This window comes from Aliisedimentitalea scapharcae, assembly GCF_045277565.1.
Classification (GTDB): domain Bacteria; phylum Pseudomonadota; class Alphaproteobacteria; order Rhodobacterales; family Rhodobacteraceae; genus Aliisedimentitalea; species Aliisedimentitalea scapharcae.
This window is the reverse complement of sequence record NZ_CP123584.1, coordinates 379,652-393,095: the sequence shown is the minus strand read 5'-3', so window position 1 is coordinate 393,095 and position 13,444 is coordinate 379,652. Positions and strand designations below refer to the sequence as shown.

Here is a 13,444-nt window from a genome sequence, read left to right as displayed (position 1 = left end):
CCAGAAAAGGACACGAGCCATGTCTGAGGGTCGATCAGCGCCGGGGTTTGGCGGCGAAAGCCTGCTGTTTCTGACGGATGAACAACTGCGTCAGGGAATCGAGGCAATGTTCTTTGCCTATCGCGGGTTCACCGCGGATCCGGACCGCATTCTGGTGGAAATGGCCTATGGGCGGGCCCATCACCGGGCGATCCATTTCATCAACCGCGCGCCGGGCACCACGGTGAACAACCTGCTGGCCATCCTTGGTGTCACCAAACAATCGTTGAACCGGGTGCTGCGCACCCTGATCGATGACGGGTTGGTCGAAAGCCGGGTGGGCACCGTCGACAAACGCGAACGTCACTTGTTCCTGACCGAAGATGGGCGCACTCTGGAATCAAAACTCTCTGACGCCCAGCGCACCCGGATGCGGGCCGCCTACAAGGAAGCTGGCCCGGATGCAGTTTCAGGTTTTAAAAAGGTTCTCGAGGCCATGATGGATCCGGACATGCGCCGGGCCTATGGAAAATTGCGGGATAGCAGCACATGAGTGATTTGGACGCCCACCTGCTGATCGTGGATGATGATGAACGCATCCGGGATCTGCTCAAGAAATTTCTGGTCCGCAACGGGTTTTTGGTCACCGCTGCACGGGATGCCGCCCACGCCCGGCGGGTCTTGTCCGGGTTGGATTTCGATCTGATCGTGATCGACGTGATGATGCCCGGAGAAGACGGCGTCAGCCTGACCCGCGCCATCCGCGAGACCAACACCACCCCCGTCATGCTTTTGACCGCCAAAGGCGAGACCGAACACCGGATTGCCGGGCTGGAGGCCGGGGCAGACGATTACTTGGTCAAACCCTTTGAACCCAAGGAGCTTTTGCTCAGGATCAATGCCATTCTGCGCCGCATGCCTGAAACCCCTGTCCAGGACACCGTGCCAAAGATCCTGCACCTGGGCCCGATCCGCTACGATATCGAACGCAGCGAAATGTGGCAGGGCGACGCGCTGGTCCGGCTGACTGCCACAGAGACCCAATTGATGAAGATCTTTTCCGCGCAACCCGGCGAACCAATCAGCCGGGCCAAGCTGGTCGAAGACCTGGGGCGCGACCGGGGACAGGCACAGGAACGCGCTGTGGATGTGCAGATCACCCGCCTGCGGCGCAAGATCGAACCCAACCCCAAACAGCCGCGGTACCTGCAAACCGTGCGCGGCGCGGGCTACATGCTGGCACCGGATTGATCCTGACCCACCGCGGCTGGCGGGCCGAACACCCCTGGGCCAACAGCTCATGGATTAAGAAAAGACAAACCCGCATCGCCCGTGTATTCTGGGTGCATGAATTCCAGTTGATCGACCCGCGCGGCTAAAATCGACGCTGCACCTGCTCCGCACAGATGCAGCAGCCGCCGCACTATGGAGGACACGAAATGAAAATCCTGACGACCACCCTGTTTCTGGCCGCGCTGCCATTTTGCGCTGTGGCACAGCAACTTGAACCCTGGGGCGAAGCCGGGGGCTGGGACGTAATGATTGACCCGACACTGGGCGACGGATGCCTGATTCAGGCAGCGTATCAGGATGGCAGCGTTGTCCGCATCGGATTTGATCGCACCGAAGGCGCGGGCTACATCACCGCTTTCAATGAATCCTGGGGGGACATCGTCGAAGGCGAAACATATCCGATCCTCTTTGATCTGGACGGTCAGGAATACGAAGGCGAAGCCCAAGGCATTTACCTGAACGACGTGCCCGGTGCCGACATCTATTTTACCAACTCCGATTTCCTGTTCGATATCGCGGCAAAATATACGATGACACTGTATAACGAACACGGCGAAGTCATGGCCATTGACCTCGGCGGCACCATGGTCGGCCTCGAAGCCGCCATCGCCTGTCAGGACGAAATGGGCTGAGCACGCCAGACCGCTGTAGTTGCGTAAAACCGGGAACCAGGGGCTGCGCGCACCCTTTCGGGCTGACGGGCCTGCTGCTTCTTTCTGGTCCCAAATACCTCGGGGTTTGGGGCAGAGCCCCAAGTCCGAAACGGCCACGGGGCACAGCCCCGGCCCCTCTCGGGCAATGGTGCATAAAAAACCGGTTTCCCCTGCTCGGATTGCAAACTAATCTCGCCCCATCTTGACGCCGCGACAGGACCATCTCCCCATGACCAACGCCGCAAAAACGGCCCTCATCACCCATGCCGATTGCCTGACCCATGTAACGCCACAGGGTCACCCGGAGCGGGTGGCGCGGCTGGAACATGTCCTGCATGCGCTGGAACCGCTCGACCTGATCCGTGTATCGGCCCCGATGGCGGCTGAAGACGACATTCTGCGTGTCCATCCCGCAGGTTATCTGGACAACCTGCGTCGGGGCTTGCCCTCGGATGGATTTGCACAGATCGACGGCGATACGTTCCTGTCTCCGGGATCGTTGGACGCGGCTTTTCGCGCGGCAGGCGCCGCGGTGCGCGGCGTGGACATGGTGCTGGGCGGGGACGTCCAGAATGCCTTTGCCGCGATACGCCCGCCGGGGCACCACGCCGAAACCGAAACCGCGATGGGGTTCTGTCTGTTTGGCAATGCGGCGCTGGCTGCGAAACACGCGCTGGATCACCACGGGCTGAACCGTGTGGCCGTGGTTGACTTCGACGTCCATCACGGCAACGGAACCCAGGATCTGCTGTGGGACGACCCGCGCGCCCTGGTCATCACCTCACAGCAGATGCCGCTGTGGCCCGGGTCGGGCCGCCCCGACGAAGACGGCGCCCACGGCAATATCCTGAACATGCCGCTGGCCCCCGATTCAGGCGGAGCCGAGATGAAAGCCGCCTATGAATCCCAGGCCTTCCCGCGCCTGCGCGCCTTCAAACCCGAACTGATCATCATCTCTGCCGGGTTCGATGCCCATCAGGACGACCCGCTGGCCAATCTGAACTGGTCCACCGGTGATTTTGCCTGGATCACGGCCGAATTGTGCGCGCTCGCCGATGAGCTGTGCCAGGGGCGTATCGTCTCGACTTTGGAAGGCGGATATGATCTGAACGCCCTAGCCGCTGCAACCAAGGCGCATGTGCAAGAATTGATGAAGGCCGCAACATGACCCAGACCCCCGTCGAAGAAATGAGTTTTGAACAGGCGATGAAAGAGCTGGAGACTGTGGTCGATCAGCTGGAACGCGGAGATGTGGCGCTGGATGCGTCGATCTCGCTCTATGAACGCGGTGCAGCATTGAAAAAACGCTGCAAGGATGAATTGCAGCGCGCCAAGGAAAAGGTCGCCGCCATCACATTGGATGAAGAGGGCACCCCAATGGGCACGGCCCCGCTGGATGCCGGATAACTGCATGACCACGACCCAATTTGCCAATTCCCTGGCAGACGCACAGCGTCTGGTCACCGGGTATGCCAACAAAGTGCTGGCCGGGGATGACCGGCTGCTCGAGGCCATGCGCTATGCCATCGTCGGAGGCAAGATGCTGCGTGGGTTCCTGGTTCTGGCAAGCGCACGGTTGCATGACGTGGACCAGGGGGTGGCGCTCAGGGCGGCACTGGCCATCGAATGCATCCATGCCTATTCTCTGGTGCATGACGACCTGCCTTGCATGGACGATGACGACCTGCGCCGGGGTCAGCCCACCGTGCACCGCAAATTTGGCGAAGACCTGGCCGTGCTGGCCGGGGACGCACTCCAGACCCTCGCCTTTGAACTGCTGTCCGATCCGACCCTTGGCCCCAATGCGCTGTCTCTGATCCGGGGCCTGGCACAGGACGCAGGCAAGGACGGCATGGTGTCGGGTCAGATGCTGGATATGGCGGCCGAAACCGCCAGCGAACCGCTGACACTGGATCAGATCACCAAACTGCAGAACCGCAAAACCGGCTGCCTGATCTCCTGGTCCGCCACTGCGGGTGCGGTGATGTCCGGGGCCGACAGCACCGCCCTGCGTCAGTATGCCGATGCGCTGGGTCTTGCCTTTCAGATCGCTGACGACATCTTGGATGTCGAAGGGGACGAGGCAAAGGTCGGCAAACGCGTGCAAAAGGACGCCGATGCAGGCAAGGCAACATTCGTGTCCCTGCTCGGGCTTGAAACAGCCAAATCCCGCGCTGCCGAGCTGGCCGATCAGGCCTGCGACGCGCTGGCAATTTACGGTGATCGGGCTGAAACCTTGAAGGAAGCCGCACGCTTCGTTATTGCGCGTGACAGCTGAACCAACGAACACACACAGCGAACCCTTGTGGAGACGCCATGTCAGACCGGCCCCAGACCCCGCTTTTGGATCAGATCCAGCGCCCCGCTGATCTGAAATCGCTCAGCGATGGCCAATTGATTCAACTGGCCTCTGAATTGCGTTCTGAAACCGTGTCCGCCGTGTCCGTCACCGGCGGCCATCTGGGCGCAGGTCTGGGCGTGGTCGAATTGACTGTGGCATTGCACGCGGTGTTCGACACCCCGCGGGACAAGCTGATCTGGGACGTGTCCCACCAATGTTACCCGCACAAGATCCTGACCGAACGGCGCGATCGCATCCGCACCCTGCGGATGAAGGACGGCCTGTCCGGATTCACCAAACGCTCCGAATCTCCCTATGACCCGTTCGGTGCGGCGCACAGCTCGACCTCGATCAGCGCGGCATTGGGCTTTGCCACCGCCCGCGATCTGGGCGGGGTGATTCCCGAAGGCAACGGCGATGCCATCGCCGTGATCGGTGATGGGTCGATGTCGGCGGGCATGGCGTTCGAGGCGATGAACAATGCCGGGCATCTGGACAAACGCATGTTCGTGATCCTGAACGACAACGAGATGAGCATTGCGCCCCCCGTTGGCGCGCTGTCCTCCTATCTGTCGCGCCTTTACGCCGAAGAACCGTTTCAGGAGCTCAAGGCCGCCGCTAAGGGCGCGGTCTCCCTGCTGCCCGAACCCTTCCGCGAAGGGGCCAAACGCGCCAAGGACATGCTCAAAGGCATGGCCGTGGGTGGTACGTTGTTCGAGGCACTGGGCTTCTCCTATCTCGGCCCCATCGACGGGCACGACCTGCACCAATTGCTGCCGGTTCTGCGCACGGTCAAGGCGCGCGCCACCGGTCCGGTGCTGATCCACGTGCTGACCAAAAAGGGCAAGGGCTACGGCCCCGCCGAGGCCGCCCGCGACCGGGGCCATGCCACCGCCAAATTCGACGTCATCACCGGCGAACAGAAAAAGGCCCCCTCAAACGCGCCCTCCTACACCAATGTCTTCGGGGATGAGCTGGTCAAACTGGCCGCCAAGGATGACAAGATCTGTGCCGTGACCGCCGCGATGCCCGACGGCACCGGGTTGAACCTGATGGCCGAACGCTATCCGTCGCGCTGTTTTGACGTGGGCATTGCCGAACAGCATGGGGTGACCTTTGCCGCCGCGCTGGCTGCCGGTGGGATGAAACCGTTCTGCGCGATGTATTCGACCTTCCTGCAACGCGGCTACGATCAGGTGGTGCACGACGTGGCCATCCAACGCCTGCCCGTGCGCTTTGCCATCGACCGTGCCGGGTTGGTCGGCGCAGATGGCGCGACCCACGCGGGGTCATTCGACATCGGGTTCATGTCCAACCTGCCCGGTATGGTCGTCATGGCCGCCGCGGATGAGGCCGAATTGGTGCATATGGTTGCCACCGCCGCCGCGCATGACGCCGGCCCGATTGCCTTCCGCTATCCCCGTGGCGAAGGCGAAGGTGTCGAAATGCCCGAAACGCCCGAGGTGCTGGAAATCGGCAAGGGTCGGATGATCCAGACCGGAAAACGCGTGGCGCTGCTGTCCTTCGGCACCCGTCTGGGCGAGGTGCGCAAAGCCGCCGAATCCCTGGCGGCCAAGGGCATCACCCCCACCATCGCCGACGCGCGGTTTGCCAAACCGCTGGACCGTGACATGATCCTGCAATTGGCCGCCGATCACGAGGCCCTGATCACCATCGAAGAAGGAGCCGTGGGCGGGTTCGGCAGCCATGTGGCCCAGATGCTCGCCGATGAGGGTGTCTTTGACGACGGCTTGAAATTCCGCGCAATGGTGCTGCCCGATACGTTCATCGATCAATCCAGCCCCGCCGACATGTACGCCACCGCCGCCATGAACGCCCCCCAGATCGAAGCCAAGGTTCTGGACGTTCTCGGCATCGCGTCGATTGGAGAGAAACGGGCCTGATCACGGCCTCGGGCGTTCCTCGGGGCACGCGCGGTCGATCTCTTTCAACCATTCCCGCTGTTTGACAAAATCAAACGGCTCCCGATCTGCGGGCATCAGCTCGTCTTCGTTGAACACGCGGATTTCGCAACTGTCCCAATCGGCCCCATCCCACTGACAGCGGGACACCAGCAGCCGACGATCGCATCGCCCTTCGATCATGGGGCGGACCAGCGCCAGAAAAACATAGGCGCTTGCCCCCAGACAGGCGCATTCCGTCAATGTTGACCAGCACCACTCCCACCCCAATTGACGCCCCTTGTGACGTGTCTTGCGCAGATATCGACCCGCGCTTTTTGCAATTGGACGCGCCGTTGCCTTGGCCTCATAGATTACGGGTCGCCCATTGGGCTGAATAGCGACGCCGTCATACCCCCAGAATGTCCCCGCCAGGTCGTTGTAATACAGAAACTCCAACCCCTGTGACTGGATGTGGACAAAACAATCCGTCATCCCACGCATCTCCAGCGCTCGGGCGCGGGATTCAAATGTGATCTTCTCCGCCAGATCGGCAAAGGCCACTTGATCAACCGGACGCCCTTCTTCGGCGCATTGATCCAGCCAAATTGCCTGCATCGTGCGGGCAATGCGTAAATAGGCATGCAGCGGGTTCAACGACGATTGAAGATACGCCTGAAAGGCCGCGTCATCCATATCGCTTTCCCTTCTGCTCTGCTGTTCGCCCTGATCGCTAATGCGCATACTCCGGCTCTTCGCGGTCCAGCATCCGCAGCATTGCGGCGAAATGCATGTTGGTCTGTTCGTCGTCGAACATGGTCGGGGCCAGTTTCGCGGCCTGCGCTTCGGGCATGATGGCCAACGGTTGGCCCGTCGACATCGCCGTGATCTGATATTCACAGGCGACCTCGAAATTGTAAAAATCATCATAGGCCTTGGCCACGCTCGGGCCGACGACCGTGATTCCGTGATGCGCCATTACCACGATGGACCCATTGCCGATGGTATTGGCGATCCGGCTGCCTTCGTCATCGCCAAAGGCCGAGCCATTGAACCCATCATCATAGGCGACCCGCCCATAAAACCGCAGCGCGTCCTGATGGCAATTTTCCAGCCGCCCACCGGTGACACAGCCCAGCGCGGTCGCATACGTGGGATGGGCATGCAGCACACAGGTCGCCGATGGCACCGTGCGATGGATGTGGGAATGGATGTAGAACGCCGACGCCTCGACCGTACCGTCACCTTCGATCACGGACCCATCATGATCCAGCAACAACAGATTGGACGCCGTGACTTCGGACCAATGCAGACCGCGGGCGTTGACCAGAAACAATCCATCCCCCACCGCCAGCGAAAAATGATTGTCCACGCCACGCTGCCAGCCGCCCCGCGCCGCCAGCCGCAGCACTGCCGCCAATTCAACCCGTTCATCCCAAAACTGCATCATCGTCCTCCCTCTTCCGCTCAAGCTAGGCAGAGAAAACAGGCACGATCCCTTCCAGTTCCGGCACAGGCATGTCGCAAATTGATCCTAGATGCTTTCCGCCGCAACCAGCGCCTCTAACCCGGTCCGATAGTCCGGATAAATCAACTGCACGCCCAGCTCGTCCTTGATCCGATCATTGCGCACGCGTTTGTTTTCCGAATAGAAACTGCGCGCCATCGGGGTCATATCCGCGTCCTCAAACGCAACTTCGGGGGGCAAGGGCAGCCCCTGCAATTCGGCGGCATAGCCGATGACATCCTGCGGCGGCACCGGTTCATCGTCACAGACGTTATAAATTGCGCCCGGATTGGGTTGTGTCATCGACGCCACCAGAACCTGGGCGATGTCATCCACATGAATCCGCGAAAAGACCTGTCCCGATTTGATGATCCGGCGCAGGTTGCCCGACTTCAGCTTGGAAAACGGACCACGCCCGGGGCCATAGATCCCGGCCAGCCGAAATATGTGCAGCGGCAGACCGTCGATGGCCTGCCAGGCGCGTTCGGCATCCACACGCCACTGTCCACGCGGGCTGGCCGGGCTCAGATCCGATGCCTCGTCAACCCAATCGCCACCCCGATCTCCGTAAACGGCGGTGGTGGACAGATACCCGACCCATTCCAGATCCGGCGCGCGTGCAATCTGGTCGCGCATCTCAATCAGGATCGGATCGCCCTGAGCAGTTGGTGCAATCGAACTCAGGATATGGGTGACACCGTCCAACGGGATCTCGTCCCCCGGCCATTGCAGCACTTCAACCCCATCAACAGGGGCCAGACGATCACGGGTGGTTCCGATGACTCGCCATCCCTGCGGCACCAGCTGTTGCGCCAGCGCTCGCGCCGAGTAACCAAATCCAAGACACAGAAGCGTTTTATTCATACGCCTATTGATGCTGCGATGCGGCACCAAGCGCAAGACTTGATTCGAATCCAAAACCCCCTTTTCATGTCTGCATGAAACGCGCAAACCCTGATCTACAGTCCGCCTATGCGCTGGACACCCCCGAGGGGGCAAAGCAGCTGTATGCCGATTGGGCGGAATCCTATGATCAGAATTTTGCCGCGGATCAGGATTATCTGCTGCCGGAAATCACCGCGCGCTGTTTCGTCAACGCCAGCGGCCGCGGACCCGTGCTGGACATCGGTGCCGGGACCGGGCTGTGCGGGTTCTGGCTCACCCAATTGGGAATTCGGACCATCGACGCCACAGACATCAGCCCCGATATGCTGGAACAGGCCCTGCGCAAGGACATCTATCGCGACGCCATCGAAGCGAACCTGATGCAGGGCGTGCCGATGCCGCGCGACAGCTATGCCGGGTTCGTATCCTCTGGCACCTTTACCCATGGCCATGTCGGGCCCGACGCCATTCCGCTGCTGCTGCGCATTGCCCGACGTGATGCGCTGTTTTCCCTGTCGATCAACGCGCGGCATTTTCAGGACCGTGGATTTGCCGAGATGTTTGACCAACTTCAATCAGATCGACGCATTCACAACCTGTCCCTGCCCGAACACCGGATCTATGGCGACCGCGCCACCGGCCCGCACCGGGATGACACCGCGTTGATTGCCCTGTTCCGCAAAACCTGACTTGTCCCATGGACCGTGCAGGGTTAGACCCGGCTCATGCAGAAATGGCACTCTGATCCGATGGCCACGCAACAGGTTGACGTGCTGTTGTTCGACGCCTTTTCCGCCCTGTGTCTGGCCAATACGGTCGAACCGCTGCGGGCGGCCAATGAATTTGCTGCGCGATCGGTTTATGAATGGCGGTTCCTGACACTGGATGGCGCGCCGGCTGTGTCGTCGTCGGGGATGGAGGTGCGGGCCCATGCCAAGCTGTCCGAATGCAGCGGCGACATCCTGATTGCCATGCCCAGCTATGATTTCCTGCGCCATGCCACCGTTGGTGCAAACCGGGCCCTGCGGGCGGCGGACCGCAGGTACCGTGTGATGGCGGGCTTTGATACCGGGGCATGGTTGCTCGCCACCGCCGGGCTGTTGGACGGGCGCCGCGCTACCATCCACTGGGAAGAGCTGAACCGCTTTACCGAAACCTTTCCCGATGTCGACGCCGAACGGGTGCGCCACGTTCAGGACGGCAATCGCATCACCTGTTCCGGTGCGCTGGCCGCCTTTGAAACTATTCTGGAGCTGATCAGCCAGCAACAGGGCCAGGCCCTGCGGCTGGAAGTGGCCACATTGTTCATGAGCCCCGAAGCCACCGGCGAGCAGGGCACCCTGATGGGGCGATCAAAATCGGTGGCCCGGGCCATTGCGGTGATGCAGGCACATCTGGAGCACCCCTTGCCCATCGGGGCCATCGCCCGTCAGACCGGGCGCAGTCAAAAAGATCTCGAATCCCGGATGCGATCAGAACTGGGGGCCACACCCCAGGCAATCTATCGCAGGCTTCGCCTGATACAGGCCCGCAAACTGGTGCTGGAAACAGGTCTGAGCGTTGCCGAAATTGCCCTGCGCAGCGGCTACGAGGACCCCAGCGCCCTGACCCGCGCCTTTCGCACCGAATTCGGGGTGACGCCCCGATCCCTGCGATCGACCGGGCAATAGGATGACACCCGGCCACTGACCGACCGGGTGTCGTTTTCTCAGCCGAACATTCGCTTCTTGCGGGCCCGCGTCACGGCTGTTGCCTCGGGCGAGCCATCGTGGAACGTGCCAAACCAGCGGTCACAGGGCATTTCCTGATTGCCATAGTTGCATTCGTAATACCGGTGGTGCAGCTGATGATAGAATGTGCCCAGCGCTAGGCTGCGTTTGTCCTTGATCACCAGATCCTCGTATCCGGTATGCGACATCGCAGCACCAGGGCCCTGAAACACGATATGGAAATACAGATGGATCGGATGGCTGGGCACGATCCAATGGATGCACAGTGTCGACAGATACAGGAAATGTTCCACCGGATGCATCGAAAACCCCGACCACGGACCGATGTTCACATTGCGGTGGTGCAGCGCATGCACGCGTTTGTACAGGAATGGCTGATGCAACAGGCGATGCGCCCAATAGAAATGGAAGGCCGACCACATCGGAATGATCACCAGGAACCCCAGGAACCAGACCGGGTTTTCGGAAAATGTGATGGTTGGGGTATACCCGTTCGCCATCAGCCACATGCTGACCGCCTGAAACCCGGTCAATTGCAACACGCCCGACCCCAGCGACCAGAACATGTTGTCATGCACCTGATCGCTGAAATTCCACAGCTTGTTGCTGGTGCCCTGGGGACGATGGTCAAATTTCAGCTTCTTTCCCTGCCCTTTGCGCATGTAGAAATACCAATGCAGACTGCCTGCAAACAGGCAGATCATGGCAAAATTCACGATCCAGATCTGGGCGATCCAGCCCCAGGCAAATGTCTGTGTAACCTCCAGCGAGGGGTAAAAGAAATACCACAGGCCAACGGCGACAATGGCCATCATCACCCGTTCGCTCAGCATCAACCAATTGCGCGTCAGCCAACCGGCCAGAAAAACCGGGTTGGGCGGCCATTTGAAAACGGACGAATCCTGTAACGGTAACTCGGGGTGATAGTTCCACTCGCGCGTCATGTTTTCCACCTGCGCACCCGATACGGGCCCGGTGAGCTGCTGCGAAGAGGATGTGGTGTCGGACATTTTGGCATCTCCTTGCTGTCCATCACTTCAGGGCCCGCCCATGGGGCAAGAGTCCCTCAAAGAGTGTGCGACATCTGTGTCGTGTCGGTTTCAGGTCAGGCGCTCTGGCACCCATATTGACTGTCGTCTGGCACGCCTATTGGTGCAGTGTCTTCCACCCGTGCAACGCCTCGGCCAGCTTGTCGGCCTCGCCCGGCAGCATCGAAACCGTATGGTCGGCATCGGGGAAAACCCCCGATTGCACATCCGTGCGATACCCGGTCAACGCCTTGTCCCGTTCGGCGGCCAACGCCTTGCGGATCGACCCCACATCGCCCCAGGCCTTGGCATGGCGGGGCGGGTTTTCCACGTCACCACAGATGTCCTCCATGAACGAAAAGATGATGTCGCCCCCCGACCCGGCCCCGATGGAATGGGTCACCAGCGTGGTCTTGTGATTGATCGCGGCCAATGCCTCGACCGCCACGCATTCGACCTCGACCGCCGTGGCGCCTGCGTCTTCGTACCGGCGCATCCACTCCAACAACTGCATCGCTTCCTCGGCGGTCTTGCCATAGGTTCTGAGCCCCCCGGTCAGGGTCGATTTGCGCGGCACCAATCCCACATGTCCCTGCACCGCCAACCCTTCGTTGGCGATCAGTTCGACAATGCCCATGCCGCGCGGGGTGAACACCGCGTCCGCACCTTTTTCCGCCGATTTCAACGCCGCCGTCAGGCATTCCTGCGGCTCGTAATACTGGCACATGGTCTGGCTGGACGTGATGAACGTCTGCGGCGCGCCCCGGCGCACAGCGTCATAATCCACATCCGAAATGGTAATCATGTCGATCCCCATCTCTTCGCACGCGCGGGCCTCGTCCTCGGTCGCGGCTGACACCTGGGTCATCTTGACCCCGGCCGCCTTGTTGGCGCGCAGACAGGCCACGGTCAGATTGCGCCGCGCCGGTTGGCCGCCAAAGGTGTAGATGTTCTTCACGATTCTTCCCCCATCGCTGCCAGATAGATGTCGTGGAAATGGCGCATCGCGTGTTCGGAAATGTCATGCGCATCCGGGTCGGTGATGTACCACCCCTGTTGATACCCGCGCTGATGCATGCCCTTTTGAACGTTTTCGCACAGGTTGCGATCTTCGACCGACACCACAGTCGTCGACCATTCGGTGCGCAACCGGTTGCGCTCCGCCATATCCGGGTCTGTGGGCGCGGCCGTGGTCAACGACAACGACCGCCGTTCGGTCAGATCCGGCGTCACCGGATCAAACCGCGACGCATAAAAGCCGCGCGCACCGGGGAACTGACCAAAGATGGTGTTGGGGAACAGGAACCAGAACTGCCCCTCCAGCACGTCATGCTCCAGATCCAGCCGGAAGGCCGCATTGTCGGCCTTCATCGCGGTGGGGGCACATTGATAGGTGTAATTCTGGTACAGCTCGAACCGGTTCTGGGCGATGTTCATCATGTCATCAAACGAATGATGCGCCGGGCCGCAGTGATGGCACTCCAGATAATTGTCCAACATCACCTTCCAGTTCGACCGGCAGGTATAGGTGTGGCCATAGGCTGTGTCCCCCTCGACCACCAGATCCACCAGCTCGGGCACGCGCTCCAACATCTGCGCCGCCAAACCGGGTGCAAATTCTGCCAGCGGCTGGGCCTCGGGGTCCAGGTTCACAAACAGGAACCCGGCCAACTCCTCGACCCGCACCGCGCTCAGACAAACATCCGAGCGTTCCGGCGCGCCCGCGCCACCGCGTTTCGGCATGCCGCGCAGATTGCCATCCAACCCAAAGGTCCAGGCATGATACGGACAGGTCAGCACCGCCTTGTGTCCCGACCCTTCGACCAGCTGATGACCCCGATGCGGGCAGACATTGTAAAACGCCTGCACCACGTTCGACCGGTCCCGGACCAGAAATATGTTCTGATCAAACAGCGACAGGGTGATGAAATCACCGGGCTCTTTCAGTTGCCCGACATGACCGGCCAGCTGCCAGCTGCGCAGGAACAATTCGCGCTCGTTCTCCAGAACGTCGGCACGGATATAGTGGCGGGCGGCAAGGGTGCGCGCCCGGGTGTCTTTGGTATCCAACATGGTGGGGTCCTCGTGGCGGGCCAATCAGATGGGCAGCGCAGGGTTTTCCCGCCA

The 13,444-nt window shown here is 60.8% G+C and carries 15 protein-coding genes; 9 read left to right on the top strand and 6 right to left on the bottom strand.

The annotated features are described in order from the left end of the window. Nucleotides 1–19: 19 nt before the first annotated feature. From QEZ52_RS01940 to dxs, 7 genes are all read left to right on the top strand, one after another. Entirely contained in the window at nt 20–532 is a 513-nt protein-coding gene (locus tag QEZ52_RS01940) for a MarR family winged helix-turn-helix transcriptional regulator (protein ID WP_406647518.1), read from the top strand. After that, nucleotides 529–1,230, top strand: a complete 702-nt coding sequence (locus tag QEZ52_RS01935; protein WP_406647516.1) for a response regulator — start codon at nt 529–531, stop codon at nt 1,228–1,230. The genes QEZ52_RS01940 and QEZ52_RS01935 overlap by 4 nt, the downstream gene beginning before the upstream one ends. A gap of 188 nt (nt 1,231–1,418) precedes the next feature. Then, nucleotides 1,419–1,904: a hypothetical protein gene (locus tag QEZ52_RS01930; protein ID WP_406647514.1), complete on the top strand. Its 486-nt coding sequence runs from the start codon at nt 1,419–1,421 to the stop codon at nt 1,902–1,904. 250 nt (nt 1,905–2,154) lie between these two features. Then, entirely contained in the window at nt 2,155–3,093 is a 939-nt protein-coding gene (locus QEZ52_RS01925) for a histone deacetylase family protein (protein ID WP_406647512.1), read from the top strand. Beyond that, complete coding sequence (locus tag QEZ52_RS01920) at nt 3,090–3,332, top strand: exodeoxyribonuclease VII small subunit (RefSeq protein WP_406647510.1); 243 nt, start codon at nt 3,090–3,092, stop codon at nt 3,330–3,332. The genes QEZ52_RS01925 and QEZ52_RS01920 overlap by 4 nt, the downstream gene beginning before the upstream one ends. Nucleotides 3,333–3,336: 4 nt before the next feature. Continuing rightward, a complete protein-coding gene (locus QEZ52_RS01915; protein WP_406647508.1) occupies nt 3,337–4,203 on the top strand; it encodes a polyprenyl synthetase family protein in 867 nt (288 codons plus the stop codon). Between the two features lie 38 nt (nt 4,204–4,241). After that, nucleotides 4,242–6,170: a 1-deoxy-D-xylulose-5-phosphate synthase gene (gene dxs, locus QEZ52_RS01910; protein ID WP_406647506.1), complete on the top strand. Its 1,929-nt coding sequence runs from the start codon at nt 4,242–4,244 to the stop codon at nt 6,168–6,170. On the opposite strand, the gene QEZ52_RS01905 is transcribed toward dxs, so the two are convergent. From QEZ52_RS01905 to QEZ52_RS01895, 3 genes are all read right to left on the bottom strand, one after another. After that, complete coding sequence (locus QEZ52_RS01905) at nt 6,171–6,911, bottom strand: hypothetical protein (RefSeq protein ID WP_406647504.1); 741 nt, start codon at nt 6,909–6,911, stop codon at nt 6,171–6,173. Beyond that, a complete protein-coding gene (locus QEZ52_RS01900) occupies nt 6,901–7,617 on the bottom strand; it encodes a class II aldolase/adducin family protein (RefSeq protein WP_406647502.1) in 717 nt (238 codons plus the stop codon). The genes QEZ52_RS01905 and QEZ52_RS01900 overlap by 11 nt, the downstream gene beginning before the upstream one ends. Nucleotides 7,618–7,701: 84 nt before the next feature. Next, nucleotides 7,702–8,538 (bottom strand): SDR family oxidoreductase, encoded by an 837-nt coding sequence (locus QEZ52_RS01895; protein WP_406647500.1) that lies wholly within the window; start codon nt 8,536–8,538, stop codon nt 7,702–7,704. 74 nt (nt 8,539–8,612) lie between these two features. Here QEZ52_RS01895 and QEZ52_RS01890 point away from each other — a divergent pair, with 74 nt between their 5' ends. Together QEZ52_RS01890 and QEZ52_RS01885 are read left to right on the top strand one after the other, a co-directional pair. After that, a complete protein-coding gene (locus tag QEZ52_RS01890) occupies nt 8,613–9,248 on the top strand; it encodes a class I SAM-dependent methyltransferase (RefSeq protein WP_406647498.1) in 636 nt (211 codons plus the stop codon). 36 nt (nt 9,249–9,284) lie between these two features. After that, nucleotides 9,285–10,229 (top strand): GlxA family transcriptional regulator, encoded by a 945-nt coding sequence (locus tag QEZ52_RS01885; protein ID WP_406647496.1) that lies wholly within the window; start codon nt 9,285–9,287, stop codon nt 10,227–10,229. 38 nt (nt 10,230–10,267) lie between these two features. On the opposite strand, the gene QEZ52_RS01880 is transcribed toward QEZ52_RS01885, so the two are convergent. The 3 genes from QEZ52_RS01880 to QEZ52_RS01870 form a co-directional block, all read right to left on the bottom strand. Next, complete coding sequence (locus QEZ52_RS01880) at nt 10,268–11,299, bottom strand: sterol desaturase family protein (RefSeq protein WP_406647493.1); 1,032 nt, start codon at nt 11,297–11,299, stop codon at nt 10,268–10,270. Between the two features lie 136 nt (nt 11,300–11,435). Continuing rightward, nucleotides 11,436–12,275, bottom strand: a complete 840-nt coding sequence (locus QEZ52_RS01875) for a 3-methyl-2-oxobutanoate hydroxymethyltransferase (RefSeq protein ID WP_406647491.1) — start codon at nt 12,273–12,275, stop codon at nt 11,436–11,438. Beyond that, on the bottom strand, nt 12,272–13,390 hold the full coding sequence (locus QEZ52_RS01870) for an aromatic ring-hydroxylating dioxygenase subunit alpha (protein WP_406647489.1): 1,119 nt from the start codon (nt 13,388–13,390) through the stop codon (nt 12,272–12,274). Before QEZ52_RS01870 ends, QEZ52_RS01875 begins: the two co-directional genes overlap by 4 nt. Nucleotides 13,391–13,444: the final 54 nt, after the last annotated feature.